The organism is Pseudidiomarina andamanensis (genome assembly GCF_009734345.1).
Lineage (GTDB): Bacteria > Pseudomonadota > Gammaproteobacteria > Enterobacterales > Alteromonadaceae > Pseudidiomarina > Pseudidiomarina andamanensis.
In genome coordinates this window covers 1,421,484-1,437,227 of record NZ_CP032551.1, presented here as the reverse complement: position 1 = coordinate 1,437,227, position 15,744 = coordinate 1,421,484, and the positions used below count along the sequence as shown (strand labels likewise).

At 46.6% G+C, this 15,744-nt stretch carries 16 protein-coding genes and 1 rRNA gene; 11 read left to right on the top strand and 6 right to left on the bottom strand.

Annotated features, from left to right (window positions below):
• The first annotated feature begins 49 nt into the window (after positions 1-49).
• The 5 genes from rrf to D3795_RS06835 all read left to right on the top strand — a co-directional run bounded on the left by rrf (position 50) and on the right by D3795_RS06835 (position 4,605).
• A 5S ribosomal RNA gene (rrf, locus tag D3795_RS06855) occupies positions 50-164 on the top strand.
• Between the two features lie 316 nt (positions 165-480).
• On the top strand, positions 481-2,895 hold the full coding sequence (locus tag D3795_RS06850; RefSeq protein WP_156267345.1) for a TonB-dependent receptor plug domain-containing protein: 2,415 nt from the start codon (positions 481-483) through the stop codon (positions 2,893-2,895).
• Positions 2,896-3,061: 166 nt separating this feature from the next.
• Positions 3,062-3,373: a hypothetical protein gene (locus D3795_RS06845; RefSeq protein WP_156267344.1), complete on the top strand. Its 312-nt coding sequence runs from the start codon at positions 3,062-3,064 to the stop codon at positions 3,371-3,373.
• 30 nt (positions 3,374-3,403) lie between these two features.
• Entirely contained in the window at positions 3,404-3,841 is a 438-nt protein-coding gene (locus tag D3795_RS06840) for a copper chaperone PCu(A)C (protein WP_156267343.1), read from the top strand.
• A gap of 14 nt (positions 3,842-3,855) precedes the next feature.
• Positions 3,856-4,605, top strand: a complete 750-nt coding sequence (locus tag D3795_RS06835; protein WP_156267341.1) for a TIGR04219 family outer membrane beta-barrel protein — start codon at positions 3,856-3,858, stop codon at positions 4,603-4,605.
• A 25-nt stretch (positions 4,606-4,630) separates the two neighbouring features.
• On the opposite strand, the gene D3795_RS06830 is transcribed toward D3795_RS06835, so the two are convergent.
• The 5 genes from D3795_RS06830 to D3795_RS06810 are packed head-to-tail and all read right to left on the bottom strand — an operon-like array spanning position 4,631 to position 8,625.
• The gene (locus D3795_RS06830; RefSeq protein WP_156267339.1) at positions 4,631-5,119 is read right to left on the bottom strand and encodes a DUF3299 domain-containing protein; all 489 of its coding nucleotides are present in this window, start codon (positions 5,117-5,119) and stop codon (positions 4,631-4,633) included.
• Positions 5,116-6,351 carry an ABC transporter permease gene (locus D3795_RS06825; RefSeq protein ID WP_156267337.1) on the bottom strand — a complete coding sequence of 412 codons (1,236 nt, stop codon included), beginning with the start codon at positions 6,349-6,351 and terminating at the stop codon, positions 5,116-5,118. Before D3795_RS06825 ends, D3795_RS06830 begins: the two co-directional genes overlap by 4 nt.
• Positions 6,348-7,055 carry an ABC transporter ATP-binding protein gene (locus D3795_RS06820; RefSeq protein WP_156267335.1) on the bottom strand — a complete coding sequence of 236 codons (708 nt, stop codon included), beginning with the start codon at positions 7,053-7,055 and terminating at the stop codon, positions 6,348-6,350. Before D3795_RS06820 ends, D3795_RS06825 begins: the two co-directional genes overlap by 4 nt.
• A gap of 5 nt (positions 7,056-7,060) precedes the next feature.
• Complete coding sequence (ppa, locus tag D3795_RS06815; protein WP_156267333.1) at positions 7,061-7,591, bottom strand: inorganic diphosphatase; 531 nt, start codon at positions 7,589-7,591, stop codon at positions 7,061-7,063.
• A gap of 41 nt (positions 7,592-7,632) precedes the next feature.
• Positions 7,633-8,625, bottom strand: a complete 993-nt coding sequence (locus D3795_RS06810) for a class 1 fructose-bisphosphatase (RefSeq protein ID WP_156267331.1) — start codon at positions 8,623-8,625, stop codon at positions 7,633-7,635.
• A 150-nt stretch (positions 8,626-8,775) separates the two neighbouring features.
• Between D3795_RS06810 and mpl the strand changes: the two genes are divergently transcribed.
• The 6 genes from mpl to panP are packed head-to-tail and all read left to right on the top strand — an operon-like array spanning position 8,776 to position 14,909.
• Positions 8,776-10,122, top strand: a complete 1,347-nt coding sequence (gene mpl / locus D3795_RS06805) for a UDP-N-acetylmuramate:L-alanyl-gamma-D-glutamyl-meso-diaminopimelate ligase (protein WP_156267329.1) — start codon at positions 8,776-8,778, stop codon at positions 10,120-10,122.
• A gap of 21 nt (positions 10,123-10,143) precedes the next feature.
• On the top strand, positions 10,144-10,764 hold the full coding sequence (locus D3795_RS06800) for a flavin prenyltransferase UbiX (RefSeq protein WP_156267327.1): 621 nt from the start codon (positions 10,144-10,146) through the stop codon (positions 10,762-10,764).
• Positions 10,765-10,767: 3 nt separating this feature from the next.
• The gene (locus D3795_RS06795; protein WP_156267325.1) at positions 10,768-11,715 is read left to right on the top strand and encodes an ABC transporter ATP-binding protein; all 948 of its coding nucleotides are present in this window, start codon (positions 10,768-10,770) and stop codon (positions 11,713-11,715) included.
• Position 11,716: 1 nt separating this feature from the next.
• Positions 11,717-12,493: an ABC transporter permease gene (locus D3795_RS06790; protein ID WP_156267323.1), complete on the top strand. Its 777-nt coding sequence runs from the start codon at positions 11,717-11,719 to the stop codon at positions 12,491-12,493.
• Positions 12,490-13,194, top strand: a complete 705-nt coding sequence (gene trmB / locus D3795_RS06785) for a tRNA (guanine(46)-N(7))-methyltransferase TrmB (protein WP_310942444.1) — start codon at positions 12,490-12,492, stop codon at positions 13,192-13,194. The genes D3795_RS06790 and trmB overlap by 4 nt, the downstream gene beginning before the upstream one ends.
• Positions 13,195-13,247: 53 nt before the next feature.
• A complete protein-coding gene (panP, locus tag D3795_RS06780) occupies positions 13,248-14,909 on the top strand; it encodes a pyridoxal-dependent aspartate 1-decarboxylase PanP (protein ID WP_156267321.1) in 1,662 nt (553 codons plus the stop codon).
• On the opposite strand, the gene panC is transcribed toward panP, so the two are convergent.
• Positions 14,906-15,742, bottom strand: coding sequence for a pantoate--beta-alanine ligase (gene panC, locus D3795_RS06775; protein WP_156267319.1), 837 nt, complete (start codon positions 15,740-15,742; stop codon positions 14,906-14,908). The two genes, panP and panC, sit on opposite strands and share 4 nt — an antisense overlap.
• Positions 15,743-15,744 lie beyond the last annotated feature (2 nt).

Here is a 15,744-nt window from a genome sequence, read left to right as displayed (position 1 = left end):
ACCGTATTGAAGAAACAATCAGCGCGTTTATATTGTTTAACAGTTTTTGCCTGGCGGCCATAGCGAAGTGGAACCACCTGATCCATTCCGAACTCAGTAGTGAAACGCTTCAGCGCCGATGGTAGTGTGGGGCTTCCCCATGTGAGAGTAGGACACTGCCAGGCTTCAAATACGACGAGACCCCGAGCTAACGCTCGGGGTTTTTTCGTTTAGGAACCCCAAAAAGCGTTATTGGTTAGTCGATATTGGTTATTCGAAAAAGCCAACCCCACCCACGACTAACGAATAACGAGTAACGAATAACGAGTAACGAATAACGCCATTCGCTCTTGCTAATATCTAATATCCAATAGCTAATATCGCTCCTATCTTTATCTCTTCGGAACATTCTGATCTATATCAGAACAATTCGGTGTAATTAATAAGTTACAAAGTCGACTATGATATTAATTACAAACAATAGAAGTAGAGGACATCGATATGACAAATTCTAATGTGAAATTAGCGATATTGGCGGCACTGAGCCCAGCATTGTATATCAGTGCAAATACCGCAGTTGCACAAGATAATACAGAAGCAGAAACAGAAGCTGCGGAACGGATACAAGTGGTTGGTTCACGGCTTTCTTATCGAACCGCTACTGACGGTTCGGCTCCCGTTGATATCATTTCTGGCGACGATCTTGCGGCCAGTGGCATTACAGAAACAGCTCGCGCACTCCAATATGCAGTACCAAGTTTCAACTTCCCAAGTTCATCAATCACAGACGGGTCCGATGCAGTACGGCCGGCATCATTACGTGGTTTATCTCCTGATCACACGCTTGTTCTAATTAATGGTAAACGTCGCCATAGCAGTGCCTTGGTTCACTTAAATGGTACCACTGGTCGTGGAAGCTCGAACGTTGATCTTAACGCGATTCCTATTTCGGCGATTAAACGAATTGAAGTATTACGAGACGGCGCCGCAGCTTTGTATGGGTCTGATGCTATCGCAGGTGTCATTAATATTGTTCTGAAAGACCAAAGTGAGGGCGGCTCTATTACTGTCAATGGCGGTCAGACTTATGAAGGTGATGGCGAACAATATAAAGTACACGGAAATACAGGTTTTTTAATTGGTGACGCAGGTTCGCTAACACTTGCTGCCGAATATCACCATAAGAATAAAACCAATCGTGCTGGTTTAGATCCGCGTCAACAGTATCCGCTGATTGATGGTGAATTAGATCCGCGTGAAGAAACCTTTAATCGGTTGAATCACCATGTGGGTGATGCATCGTTTGAAAACAAAGCACTCTTTGCGAACTTTAAATTGCCTGTTGGTGATTCTTCACAAATTTATGCGTTCGCTGGCTATAGCGATCGTACCTCGCAGTCTGGCGCTTTTTACCGCCGAGCGCTCGATAACCGCAATCTCTTAGAGGTTTACCCCGATGGCTTTTTGCCATTATTGTCTCCAGAAACGCAAGATGTGAGTTTAACCGGTGGGTATAAATTCCGAGTTGGCGAATGGGATGTTGATGCAAGTGCTGGAATGGGCTCGAGCGAGTTCCAGTATCGTCTTGAGAATTCCTTAAATGCGTCTTTGGGGCCAACGACCCCAACTGAGTTTGACGCTGGTACTTTAAAAATGGAAGAAACAAATGCAAGTATAGATTTCTCGCGTTTCATTCCATTTGTTAATAACTCCGACTTAGCCGTCGCCTTCGGTGTCAGTTACCGCGAGAATGCTTACGAAATAACTGCAGGCGATGAGGCTTCGTATATTAATGGCGAATATGACGGACGTCCTGCAGGAAGCCAAGGTTTCACTGGTTTCAAACCTGAATCTGAAGTTGATGAATCACGCGACAACATTGGTATTTATGCAGAAGTCGAGAATATGCTGACAAGTCAGTTCCAATGGGGCGCCGCGATTCGATATGAAGATTATTCGGATTTCGGTAGCAACACGAGCTGGAAACTGTCTGGGCGCTACGACTTCACTGATAGCTTTGCCGTACGTGCAACGGCAAATACTGGTTTTCGTGCGCCAAGTGTTCAGCAAATTTACTTTACCAATATTTCAACGTTATTTATCAATCGCGATGGTGTTCTTGTGCCGGAGCAGTCAGGTACGTTCAATAATATCAGTCCTGTAGCACAGTCACTTGATCTTGGTTCTCTCCAGCCAGAGGAGTCTCAAAGTTTTAGTTTTGGCTTTGTTTGGCGAGGCAACAATGATTTGACATTGACGGTTGATGCATTTCGAATTGCAATTGACGACAGAATTATTCTTTCAAGCTCGTTAGTGCCAGATGATTCGCCTGCGGTTGCAGATGCTCTAGCCCAAGCGGGAGCTGATAATGCCCGGTTCTTCATTAATGCTGTTGATACAACAACTCAAGGTGTTGATGTCGTTCTCACCAAAGATTTCCAATTAACGTATGGTGACTTACGCACGCAATTAGCTTATGGCTATAACAAAACAGAAATTGATGGCGTTAATTTGCCACAGATTCTCGATGGCCTCGAAGGTAAATTATTTGATGGTGTTGAGCGAACACGTATGACACGTTCGGTGCCGCGCAATAGTGGCTCGCTAGCGTTTACCCACAGCATCAATGATTTCGAGACTCGGTTGGCGTTTAATTATTTCGGAGATTATGTGCTGGAAAATAACTCTGGTCTGCAAACAACATTCAGCGGCAAGTGGATCACGGACTTATCATTACGATACCAAGCAACTGATAGCGTGAATGTTAGCGTCGGTGTTCAAAATTTATTTGATGAGTATCCGGATGAACAAGATCCGTCGAATCAATTCAACGGCATCTTTATTTATCCAAATACCAATGCACCTTTTGGATTTAATGGTGGATATTACTTTGCCGAGTTAACTTATTCGTTCTAAGTTTGAAATTTAACGAAATAGTTGTTAAAGCCACTAACTTCGGGTTAGTGGCTTTTTTATTTATCTTGAAAAAACAAATAAAAACAGTGATATAAAAGTCGGCACGACAATTGCATATACCTTATTGAGAAAAATTTTGATGACATATCATGCTGGAGATAAGTTTATGCAACGCAAACAAAATATCATGTGGATCGTTATTGCGGTAATCGCCGCTTTGTTTTTCGCTGATGAAATACTTGGCTTTGTAGGCGCCGTTATTGGCATCGTATTTAGTATTGGGTTTACCGGTTTATTGGTTCTTGCATTGGCGGCAGGCGCTTTCGCTTTGGCGGTGTTTGTAGGTTGTAGCGTCGGTTTGGCGTTGACTATTGCAACCGTAGCTCTTGTATTGAGCCTATTTGGCTGGTTGCTGCCGTACCTGTTAGTTGGCTTCTTGGTCTATTTGGTGGTACGAAAAAAGCCTAATACTGTGTAAACTGCAACAAGGTCTGTTGTGGAGATTTTTATGCAGGTAACGATGCAGTTAATTAAAAAGCTTTTAATCGTAAGTTTATTCATTCCGATTCAGCTGATAGCGGCAGAGGTGGAAATCTCGAATGCTTGGGTGAAGGAATCGATTCCAGGCACCGAGAACGGCGCAGGTTACTTCACAATTAGTAATACCGGTAGGTCAGTGGTGAGTATCGTCGGCGCAGATACCGACGCATCGCGAGCGATTGAAGTGCATCAGCATGTTATGCGCGACGGCATGATGCGTATGCGTCGAGTACCTGAACTTGTGCTAGAAGCCGGCGAAACCGTCGTTTTTCAGCCTGGCGGCTATCATTTGATGATGTTTGGTGTAAAGAATACGTTTAAACCGGGTGATCAAGTTGAATTTACGCTTCATTTTAGTGATGGTGATAGTGTAAGCTTCGACGCCGAAGTTCGATCAATCCGTTAATAGGGATCACATTCATGAAAAAAATTGCAGTAGCTATTCTTGCTCCAGCGTTCTTAATCTCTGGTGCTGCTCAAGCAGACACCTTACTTGGTATCTATGCAGGCGGCCAAGTTTGGGACACTGAAAATACCGGTAATTTTGGCTCAGGCAATGGCAGCCAGTCATTCGGTTTTGCTGACGAGAAACAAAAGAGCTTCTATTTAGCATTTGAGCACCCAGTGCCACTGTTACCAAACATCAAAATTCGTGATAACGAGTTATCAACCCAAGGTATGGTGACATTATCAGAAGACTTTACCTATAACGGTGAGGGTTATACCGCGGGTACATCACTCGCTAGCTCTGTTGATTTAAGCCACACGGATATCACACTCTATTATGAGATTTTCGACAATGATTTACTGTCGTTTGATCTTGGTGTAACCGGTAAGAAAGTTGACGGTCTATTAGCTGTTCGTGATGCACAATCTGAGAACTCCCTAGAGAGTGATGGTTGGATTCCAACCGGTTATGCACAACTACGAGTAGGTATTCCAGCTACGCCACTGACTATCTATGGCTTGGCTAACGCAGTTAGTGTTGATGATAGCAGTGTGCGTGATATTGAAGCCGGTATCGAATATCGATTGATTGAGAACTTGGCAGTCGATCTGAATTTGCAATTGGGTTATCGCGATATCACTATCGAGCTTGATGACTTAGATGGTATTTACTCAGATTTGCAGTTTAAAGGTCCTTATTTAGGTTTAGAAGTCCATTTCTAAACCGAAAGGTATCTGAGCTTTTAGCTTAATAATACGGTGTCACTGTAGCGGCGGTCATACGATAACCGACTACAGCGACATCGCCTTCCACCCGTTTTACTTCAATTGTGCCCTCTACCCATACGGCATCAAACGTATCTTCATATTTAACGCCTTCAGCAAAGTCAACTAAAACAATTTGATTTGGTGGCGGTGGTGGCACGTGAACACAGGCACCGAAATACGGAACCAACAAGAATTGAGTGACTTTCTCTGCGTCGCCTTCGAGTTGCACCACATATCCAGGAATTTTGATTTTCTTACCATCCAAGCTCTCAACCATTGGTGCATCAAGCTCAGGCTGAATAGCTAGTTCTGGGTTGGCGTCGTAAAACGCCTGACTGCGCACCGGAGGTGGCTTGTATCCCTCAGGTACTAACTCCTTCCAATGGGTGGTTTGATAGTCTTGGGCGAGTACAGGCGGTGCGATAAAGCAAAGTACAGTCGTTAACAATACAGCAGAAATAAATTTCATAATCGAATCGTCAATCCATCAGCTAAGGCATTGCGATAGGCTCGCCATGCCGGAATAAAACTTAAAAATATGGCAGCAATAAGCACTGCCCCAGCAAACATCAACTCAGTCGTGGTTAATGGGGTTGCACGCAACAGCATGCCAGTATTCGCCAATAGCCAATCTGAACCGACCCCCAGAATTAAAAATAGCATTGAAATACCAACGGCTACGCCGGCAATCGCCAGTAAAAACGCTTCACTCACCAGTAGTCCAAATATCGTGAACGGGCCAGCCCCAATAGAGCGTAGGACAGCCATTTCCCGCCGTCGTTCCCGTAAACTCGCTAACAAGGTGGTGAGCATGCCCAATAAACCGGTCGCAACCACAAGCGCTGAGACCGCAAACAAGGCTTTTTCGAATAGATTCAAAGTACGCCATAACTCGGTCAGTGCAAGTCCCGGCATAATTGCAGTTAAAGGTTCACCTTTGTAGGTGTTAATTTGGCGCTGTAAACGCAACGCCAACGGTTTATTAGATAAACCGAGCAACACAGCACTGAGCGTATAAACGGGTTGTTCATGGGCGTGATCATGAACATGATCGTCTTCCAGAATTTCGCCGTGAACTAGGCCAAGCCCAGCTAGCGGCACGTAGAGTGCTTGATCGGCAGGCGTTGCTGTCGGTGCCAAAATACCTTTCACTTTGAATGGGTGCGCATCGTGATCACTAAAGCTGATGCCGCCTGAGCCATGCGCAATCGTTAATTCGTCGCCAATTTTTATTTTGAGTCGACGCGCGACTTCCGCGCCTAACACGGCATCATCTGCCGCATCACCGCTAAATACATGACCCCGGCTTAATTGAAGCGTCTCGCGATTACCATATTGAAAGTATTCAAAGAATGCGGGTGTTGTGCCCACCACAGGATAACCTGAGAAACTATCACCTAACGCCATTGGAATATGCCATGCGACGCCAGGTAGTTTCTGGAGGTACTCATAACTCTGCCAGCTTAAACTGTTATTCATGGCGCCGATGTGAAACACGCTACTTAAAAGAAGCTGAGTTGAACCCGTGCGAGCGCCGACAATGAGATCGGTTCCTGAAATGGTATTCGCAAAGTTCTCCTGAGTCTGTGTACGCACACGCTCAACGCCCAGCAGTAACAGCGTGCTAACGGCAATGGCCAATATGGTTAGCCAAGCACTCGCTTTGCGGTTCGTGAGGCTCGCTAGAGCAAGACGAATCATACCGCCTCCTCTTGAGCGGTGTTGATTTCAGCGAGCTCAATTGCGCGATCGAAATGATGAGCCAAGCTGCCGTCATGTGTCACAAACAGTAGTGTCGTACCATGTTTCTTACAAGCATCGAATAAAATTTCGATAAAGTTATCGCGATGATCGGCGTCGAGTGCTGAAGTAGGTTCATCGGCAATAATTAATGCAGGGTTACCAAACAACGCGCGCGCTGCAGCAACCCGCTGTTGCTGGCCAACACTTAGTTGATGAGCCGGACGTTCTAAATCTTCTGCATTTAACCCGAGTTGCTGAAGTAGCTGCTTTGCTAACACTTCGTGGTTTTCAACATGTTCGTGAAGCCGTTGGCGGCGAGCGGGCGAAAACTGTTGCGCGAGAACCACATTTTGCCAAGCTGATAAATATGGCAACAAGTTAAATTGTTGGAAGATATAGCCAATCTCGTTTGCTCGGAGTTTGTCGCGCTGACGTTGAGAGAGTTTGCCAAGGTCTTGGCCTAAAACGAAAACTTGATCCGCAGATGCTTGGTGTATCCCAGCAATTAGGCTGAGCAATGTTGATTTACCTGAGCCGCTGGCACCACGTAGTAAAACATGTTCGCCGCGTTTGATGATTAACTCTGGAATTTGCAGGAGGGGGCGTGTGGCACCCGGCCACCGAAACTCAAGTTGCTTGAGTTCAATACAGGTGCCACGCATAGGGCTTACTTCTGTTTCGCGCGCTCGAATGAAGTCACAATCTCTTCTTTCGCCGCGTTGATGTCGCCCCAGCCTTCAACTTTAACCCACTTACCTTTTTCAAGCTCTTTGTAACGCTCGAAGAAATGAGCGATTTGAGCTTTCAATAACTCAGGAAGCTCATTTACATCGGTAATATGGTCATATTCTTTGGTTAACTTGCTTACCGGAACGGCGATAACCTTCGCATCTTCGCCAGCTTCGTCGGTCATTTTTAATACGCCAACAGGGCGGCATTTAATGACTGAACCAGCCTGCAATGGATATGGCGTCGGCACTAAAACGTCAACAGGGTCGCCGTCTAATGATAACGTCTCATTGATAAATCCATAGTTGCACGGGTAGAACATTGGCGTTGACATAAAACGGTCAACCCATAACGTTCCAGTGTCTTTATCAACTTCATATTTAATCGGATCTGCATTTGCAGGGATTTCGATGATAACGTTGACTTCTTCTGGCAAGTTTTTACCTGCGCTAACGTGACTTAAGCTCATGTTTTTTCCTGTTTCAAAAACGATAAAATTATGGGGCGATATTATACGGTCTTGTCGCTCGATTGCGAACCCTCTAAGTACCGTAAACAAGTCTCAACTTCGTGCTTAGCACCAAGAATGATACCGACGCGCTGGTGAATATCAGTTGGCTGAATATCCAAAATTCGTTCTTCACCACTATGGGCGGCACCACCAGCTTGCTCAATGAGCCATGCCATTGGGTTACCTTCGTACATCAATCGCAATTTGTATGGCTTATTCGCCGAGCGCGCATCCCACGGATAAGCGAATAAACCACCGCGACACAGAATACGGTGCACATCAGCAACCATTGCCGCAACCCAACGCATGTTGAAGTTCTTCGCTCGAGGCCCGCTGGTGCCCGCTAGCAAGTCATCGACATAGAGTTGCATGCCCTCTTGCCAGTGACGAAAATTCGACATATTTACGGCGAATTCAGAGGTTTCCGGTTCAATGGTTATATCTTTCTTAGTCAATAAGAATTCACCCACGGTCTGGTCGAGCGTGAACATACGTAAACCGTTACCGGTGGTAAATGCCATCATGATTGACGGGCCATAAAGTATATAACCTGCCGCAACTTGGTTTTTACCAGGCTGCAAAAACATATCGACGTCGCCATTATCGTTTTCTGGCACCGGCAAAACTGAAAAGATAGTGCCAACCATGCTGTTGATATCGATGTTTGAGCTACCATCAAGCGGGTCAAAAGCAACAAGGTACTTGCCATTTTCGTTGCCGAGAACAATGCCTTCTTCTTCTTCAGATGCAACAGCACGAACATGTTGGCATTCCAGCAAGATTTCTTTGATCAGCTGATTCGACAAAATGTCTAATTTCTTCTGAGTTTCGCCTTGGATATTTTCCGAAAGCGTCGAGCCAAGCACACCGGCTAACTCGCCCTGACCAACGCGAAAAGAAATTTCCTTCGCACAAATTTGCAAAGAATTAATGACTGATATCAGAGCTTCGTCGACCTGGTCGTTACGTAAGGTCGGGATTAGGCGTTGCATGGAACCCTCGTGAAATTGCTTGTTAGTTGCGAACCGAGTATTTAACGCAGCTAAGTTTACCGCAAATTTAAGCAAATTGCCTGCCCAGATTGTAGTCGTTTGAATGTGCCGTGGTACACTAACGCCAAGATAAAAAACTGAGTGAAACCCATGCATATTCATATTCTTGGAATCTGTGGCACCTTTATGGGCGGCATTGCGGCACTAGCGAAGCAGCTCGGTCATAAAGTGACTGGAAGTGATGCACAAGTTTATCCGCCAATGAGTGACCAATTACGCCAACTTGGTATTGAACTTATTGAAGGGTACGAACCGAGCCAGCTCGAGCCAAGACCTGACTTAGTGATCATCGGCAATGCGCTCAGCCGCGGGAATCCGGCCGTTGAAGCCGTGTTGAACCAGCGCATTCCGTACGTCTCTGGTGCACAATGGCTGCACGATGCGCTACTTCAGCACAAGTGGGTGTTAGCTGTAGCCGGTACGCATGGTAAAACCACCACCTCAAGTATGCTGGCGTGGTTGTTGGAATACGCTGGCATGAAACCTGGATTTTTGGTTGGTGGCGTATTGGCTAATTTCCAGCAATCAGCCCGTCTAGGCGAGAGTGATTTTTTCGTCATTGAAGCCGATGAATACGATACTGCTTTCTTTGATAAACGTTCTAAGTTTGTTCACTACTGCCCAAGTACCTTGGTACTCAATAATCTCGAATATGACCATGCCGATATCTTTCCTGATTTAGCGGCTATTCAGCGTCAATTTCATCATTTAGTTCGTGTAGTACCCGGTTACGGACGCATATTTTATCCAGAACATGAGCAAGCTCTTCAGCAGGTGTTAGAGCAAGGTTGCTGGAGTGAGAAGGTTGCCATTGGAGCTAACGGGGAGTGGGCGGCGCAGCTCCTTCAAGCTGACGGAAGTGTATTCGAAGTTTTCTATCGTGGTGAAAAACAAGCGACTGTTGAGTGGTCTTTAATTGGTCAGCACAACGTATATAACGGCCTGATGGCAATTGCGGCGGCACACCATGTTGGTGTACCGGCCTCGGTAAGTGCTGAAGCTTTTCAGCAGTACAAAAATACCAAACGACGTCTTGAACTACTGGGTGAGATTGCAGGTATTAAAGTTTATGACGACTTTGCTCATCATCCGACTGCAATTACCACGACGCTCGCTGGCATGCGTAAGAGCGTTGGCGATGCACGCATCATTGCTGTCTTAGAGCCGCGTTCGAATACCATGAAGCTTGGCACCATGGCAGATGCACTCGATGATGCCTTAAGCGAAGCGAATGAAATTTTTATGCTGCAGCCAGACAAGGTACAATGGTTGGTTTCAGAGAAGGTGCCGCGAGCGCAAGTGGGTAACTCAGTGGAGCAATTGCTCGAAATGATTACCGATCAAGCTCGTCGTGGCGATCATATTGTGATCATGAGTAATGGCGGTTTTGGAAATATCCATCAACGTTTACTGGATGGCTTAAACGCGTCGTTTTAAATGAACTGGTAAGGATTCAGCATGACCCAAGCAAGCGTTACGGTTGCTATCACAGGTGCATCGGGTGCTCCATATGCTGTGCGCTTGTTGGAATGTTTATTAGCACAACAGCAGCAAGTACATGTGTTGATGTCGAGTGCCGCGCGGGTGGTGTTTGCAACAGAACTGGATTGGCAACTTCCAGCTGCGCCGCAAGCAATGAGCGAAGCCATGCAGCAACACTTTAACGTGGCGCCTGAACAGTTGCGCGTCTACGGCAAAGAAGAGTGGTTCTCTCCGGTCGCATCAGGCTCGGCAGCACCGAAAAAAATGGTCGTGTGTCCGTGTTCAACCGGTACGCTATCGGCGATTGCACATGGCAGCAGTGACAACTTAATTGAGCGCGCCGCCGATGTTGTGATTAAAGAACGTGGGCAACTTATTTTGCTGCCACGTGAGATGCCGCTCTCTGCAATTCATTTAGAAAATATGCACAAACTGGCTCTGCTTGGCGTAACGATTATGCCTGCAGCACCGGGTTTCTATCATAAGCCGGAATCAATCGACGATTTAGTCGATTTCGTAGTGGCGCGCATTTTGGACCATCTTGGCTTAGAACAAACATTGCAACCACGCTGGGGATACGGCGAGGAGTCAAAATAATCTATGAAAGCATTATCAATTCGTGGTTTAAAGAAAACCTATAAAGGCGGACACGTCGCCCTTAAAGGGATTGATCTGGATGTTGAAGAAGGTGATTTCTTTGCATTACTTGGGCCGAATGGCGCCGGCAAATCAACAACCATTGGCATCATTTCATCGTTAGTGAATAAAACTGAAGGGCAAGTGAGTGTCTTTGGGTTTGATCTTGATACGCAATTAAGCGACTTAAAGCGTCAAATTGGTTTAGTGCCACAAGAATTCAACTTCAACCAGTTTGAAACGGTTCAACAAATTGTCGTTAACCAAGCGGGCTACTACGGTGTGCCGCGTGAAATTGCGAAAGAGCGCTCAGAAAAATATCTCAAACAATTGAGCTTATGGGATAAGCGCAACAGCCCAGCACGTATGTTGTCAGGCGGTATGAAGCGTCGTTTGATGATTGCGCGCGCTTTGTTACATGAGCCAAAGCTACTGATCTTAGATGAACCGACAGCGGGTGTAGACATCGAGCTGCGACGCAGTATGTGGGATTACCTTGAGGATATTAACAAGCAAGGTATTACCATCATCTTAACCACGCACTATCTCGAAGAAGCGGAAACTTTGTGCCGTAATATTGCGATTATCGACCAAGGTACCATCATTGAAAACACGTCAATTAAACGTCTGCTGGCTACGCTCAATATGGAAACCTTTGTGTTTGATCTGGCGCCAAATGACAATGACGAAACGACGAAAGCATTGACGTTAGACGGATTTACATGGCGCGCAGTCGACGGCCACACCATCGAAGTGGATGTTGAGAAAAGCCAAGGGTTAAATCGTGTGTTTGAGCAACTGAGCCAACAAAAAATCACCGTGCTCTCAATGCGAAACAAGGCAAACCGTCTTGAAGAGTTGTTTGTAAACCTAGTCGAAAAGGGCCGTCAGCCAGCGGCTGCGGGAGCTTAATATGCAATCATCTGTTAGCTACATTGCGCTCAAAACCATTTGGATTAAAGAGTGCACGCGCTTTTTACGTATTTGGGTTCAAACGTTAGTACCACCAGCCATCACCATGACATTGTACTTTGTGATATTCGGCAGCATTGTCGGTGAGCGCATCGGTGACATGGGCGGACGCCCGTATATGGAATTCATCGTACCTGGCTTAATTATGATGTCCGTGATCACGAATTCGTATTCGAACGTGGCATCTTCGTTTTTTAGCGCGAAGTTTCAACGCAATATTGAAGAAATGCTGGTCGCCCCAGTTTCCCCGGCGGTAATCATTGGTGGTTACGTTGGTGGTGGTCTAGCTCGTGCGCTTATTGTTGCGGTGATCGTGACCTGCGTCTCGTTTTTGTTTGTTGAGAACGTGAGTATTCACAACTTGCTCATTTTGGTGATCACCGTCATTCTCACGTCAACGCTATTCTCATTAGGCGGTTTAATCAACGCCGTTCATGCGAAGACGTTTGATGATATCTCCATTGTGCCAACGTTTGTATTAACACCGCTCACTTATCTTGGCGGTGTGTTCTTCAGCATTCAGTTATTACCAGGAATTTGGCAAACTATTGCCCAAGCAAACCCCGTTTTGTACATGGTCAACGCCTTCCGTTATGGCTTCTTGGGCGTTTCTGATGTAAATGTTGCTGTCGCCTTGGTCGTCATTATTGCGTTTAATCTCGTGTTATTTGTAACTGCGTATACCTTGTTGAAGCGCGGCGCAGGTATTCGCTCGTGAATCAAGAATCCAGACCAGTAACAACCAATCAACATGGCAACCACGAAGATTTAGTCGCAGTTGTCATGCGCCATTTGCGTTCGCCGTTTCGTAAACCAATACAAGAGCACAACCGCGAGGCATTTGAGCAAGTACAGAAGCTTGTTGCCGACTGGCAGGGCCCAATTATTCTCGATTCATGCTGTGGCGTAGGCGAGAGCACAGCCTACATTGCTGAGCAGAATCCAGAGGCTTTGGTGATTGGTGTGGACAAGTCGGCACATCGGCTCGGGCGCCATGCGCAATATGAAAATGCCGCTGCCGGCCAGCGCTATATTCTTGTGCGTGCGGACTTACATGATTTTTGGCGTTTAGCGGTAGAAGCCCACTGGCAACTCCATGAACATTACATTTTGTACCCAAACCCATGGCCAAAGGCAGCTCACTTAGGGCGTCGTTGGCATGGAAGCCCCGTTTGGCCTTATGTTTTAGGGCTGGGCGGTCGTTTAGTGATGCGCTCTAATTGGGTGACCTACCTCACTGAAGTGGCGAGTAGCTTGGCGTTAGTCAATTGCAGTGCTTCAATCTGCCCGTTGCTTGCCCGACATGAACCGATTACGCCGTTCGAGCGAAAATATCAGCGTAGCGGCCAGCAACTATGGGAGCTACAGGCTCAGTTGCCCGAAGATGGTCGATATTTTTCTGCAATCGAGGCAGAATAGAGCACCTCCTTTTTTAGCAGTATAAAAAGTTCGGTAATCAAAAGGATATTTGTTTGAGCGATAACAATTTTGCAGAAGTAAGCCAAGAGGCATTACTGAAGATTTTTACAATTCCCGAGGCGCCAGATTCAACACTTGGCAAAATCGAGAAGCACCTTTCTGAAAACCTGATGGGTTTTTTGGGTGAGCATATTGTTGCGCGAGAAAAACCGCTGCACGAAATTGAGCAAAATTTTAATTCAAGCGAAATTCCAGAAGAACCGCGGTATGTTTCTGATCATACCGAATTCTTGCTGAACAACTTAGTTGCTCACTCGGTTCATACTTCATCGCCACGGTTTATTGGGCATATGACCTCAGCCCTTCCATACTTTTTATTGCCACTGGCAAAGTTAATGGTTGGGCTGAATCAAAACTTAGTCAAAATTGAAACATCAAAAGCGTTCACGCCACTGGAGCGTAACGTGTTAGGGATGTTGCACCATTTGGTGTATCAGCAAAACGAAAGTTTCTATCAGCGCTGGATGCATAGTGCCCAGCATTCATTGGGCGCGATGTGTTCGGGCGGCACTATTGCCAACATTACAGCATTGTGGGTGGCACGAAACTTAGCGCTTAAACCCGATGGCGACTTTGCAGGCATCGCGGCAGAAGGTTTAGCTGCAGGGTTAGCTCATTATGGCTATAAACGTTTAACGATCATGGTCTCTGAGCGCGGCCATTATTCACTAAGTAAAGCTGCTGATGTGTTGGGTATTGGTCGCCGCAATTTGATTGCGGTGCCAACAGACGAAAATAACCGGATACGCATCGATAAGCTACGCGAAGCCTGTGACAAAGTGACAGCAGATGGCGGTCGTGTGCTTGCCATTGTGGGTGTCGGTGGAACCACCGAAACGGGTCATATTGATCCGCTTAATGAATTAGCGGATGTAGCAGAAGAAGTAGGCGCTCACTTTCACGTCGATGCAGCATGGGGTGGCGCAACCTTATTATCGCAACGCCATCGTCATTTATTACGCGGCATTGAACGCGCGGACAGTGTGACGATTGATGCACATAAACAAATGTATGTGCCGATGGGCGCTGGCATGGTGCTGTTTAAAGACCCGAGTATGGTTCGTGCCATTGAACATCATGCTGAATATGTGATTCGCCATGGTTCGAAAGACCTTGGTGCACATACCATGGAAGGCTCGCGTCCAGGCATGGCCATGTTGGTTTATTCGGCCATGCATGTGATGGGGCGCCGCGGTTATGAGCTACTGATTGATCAAAGTATCGAAAAGGCGCAGGAATTTGCTGAATTGATTAAACAGCAAGATGACTTTGAGCTCATTACCGAGCCAGAGCTTTGTTTGCTGACTTATCGTTTTGTTCCAGCGAAAGTGAAACCTCTGCTGAAACAAGCGAGTGCTGAGCAAATACGTCGAATTATGCCGCACTTGAATGCGCTCACGCGGTTCATTCAAAAGCGTCAGCGCGAGACCGGTCGCTCGTTTGTGTCGCGTACCAAAATCACACCGGCTCAATATCACCGTGAGCCAACGGTAGTGTTTCGTGTGGTGCTAGCAAATCCATTAACCACCAAAGAAATGCTCGAAGAAGTGTTGCAAGAGCAGCGGGAAATTGCCGCGCAAGCGATGAGCTTACGCGGGGCGTTATATACCGAATTGCGTGAATTAGGGTTAGTGCGCGAGCCGCACGGTCGTTAAAGGTCGAATTGCAAGTTATCGATTAACCGCGTTTTGCCAAGATAGGCTGCTACAAGTAAAACCAACTGTTGGTCAGTAACTTGTGCTGGCGCTAGGTCTTCGCGTCGGCGTAGCTCCAAGTAATCAATTCGCAAGCCATTGTCTTCAAGGCTTTTTCGAGCCTGGGTCAGCGCCTGCTCAGCATTGCTACCTGCGCTAATGTCAGCCGCAGTTTGTTCCAACGTTCGGTAGATAACCGGAGCAATAATGCGTTGCTCGGCCGATAAATAGCCATTACGCGAACTCAAAGCGAGACCATCGTTAGCTCGCTCGGTTGGCATGCCGATGACATCTACCGGGAGACTCAAATCACGCGTCATTAAACGAATCACTTGCAGTTGTTGAAAGTCTTTCTCACCAAATACGGCGACATCTGGTTGCACCATGTTAAACAGCTTGGCAACAATGGTCGCGACGCCACGAAAGTGACCAGGTCGGCTAGCGCCGCACAAGATATCCGAAATACCGGGAACTTCAATAAACGTTTGTTGACCTAATCCACGTGGATAAACATCAGCAACTGTCGGTGCGAATACCGCTGTGGCTTTGCGCTCAGCAAGCGCAAGACAATCTGCATCAAGTGTGCGAGGGTAACTATCAAGGTCTTCATTAGCACCAAACTGCATCGGGTTCACAAAGATGCTTACCACGACATGATCCGCGTGTTGCTTGGCTAAATCGACTAACTTCAAATGACCCTCGTGCAGGTTGCCCATGGTCGGAACCAATGCCACGGTGCCATCCAACTGAGCACACCAACCGCGAAGCTCATCAAGACTTTTCAAAAGCTGCATAG

Bases quoted from the DNA above. Each gene is read 5' to 3' on its own strand.
- D3795_RS06850 (WP_156267345.1), top strand. From the start codon at position 481: ATGACAAATTCTAATGTGAAATTAGCGATATTGGCGGCACTGAGCCCA.
- D3795_RS06845 (WP_156267344.1), top strand. From the start codon at position 3,062: ATGCAACGCAAACAAAATATCATGTGGATCGTTATTGCGGTAATCGCC.
- D3795_RS06840 (WP_156267343.1), top strand. From the start codon at position 3,404: ATGCAGGTAACGATGCAGTTAATTAAAAAGCTTTTAATCGTAAGTTTA.
- D3795_RS06835 (WP_156267341.1), top strand. From the start codon at position 3,856: ATGAAAAAAATTGCAGTAGCTATTCTTGCTCCAGCGTTCTTAATCTCT.
- D3795_RS06830 (WP_156267339.1), bottom strand. From the start codon at position 5,119: ATGAAATTTATTTCTGCTGTATTGTTAACGACTGTACTTTGCTTTATC.
- D3795_RS06825 (WP_156267337.1), bottom strand. From the start codon at position 6,351: ATGATTCGTCTTGCTCTAGCGAGCCTCACGAACCGCAAAGCGAGTGCT.
- D3795_RS06820 (WP_156267335.1), bottom strand. From the start codon at position 7,055: ATGCGTGGCACCTGTATTGAACTCAAGCAACTTGAGTTTCGGTGGCCG.
- ppa (WP_156267333.1), bottom strand. From the start codon at position 7,591: ATGAGCTTAAGTCACGTTAGCGCAGGTAAAAACTTGCCAGAAGAAGTC.
- D3795_RS06810 (WP_156267331.1), bottom strand. From the start codon at position 8,625: ATGCAACGCCTAATCCCGACCTTACGTAACGACCAGGTCGACGAAGCT.
- mpl (WP_156267329.1), top strand. From the start codon at position 8,776: ATGCATATTCATATTCTTGGAATCTGTGGCACCTTTATGGGCGGCATT.
- D3795_RS06800 (WP_156267327.1), top strand. From the start codon at position 10,144: ATGACCCAAGCAAGCGTTACGGTTGCTATCACAGGTGCATCGGGTGCT.
- D3795_RS06795 (WP_156267325.1), top strand. From the start codon at position 10,768: ATGAAAGCATTATCAATTCGTGGTTTAAAGAAAACCTATAAAGGCGGA.
- D3795_RS06790 (WP_156267323.1), top strand. From the start codon at position 11,717: ATGCAATCATCTGTTAGCTACATTGCGCTCAAAACCATTTGGATTAAA.
- panC (WP_156267319.1), bottom strand. From the start codon at position 15,742: ATGCAGCTTTTGAAAAGTCTTGATGAGCTTCGCGGTTGGTGTGCTCAG.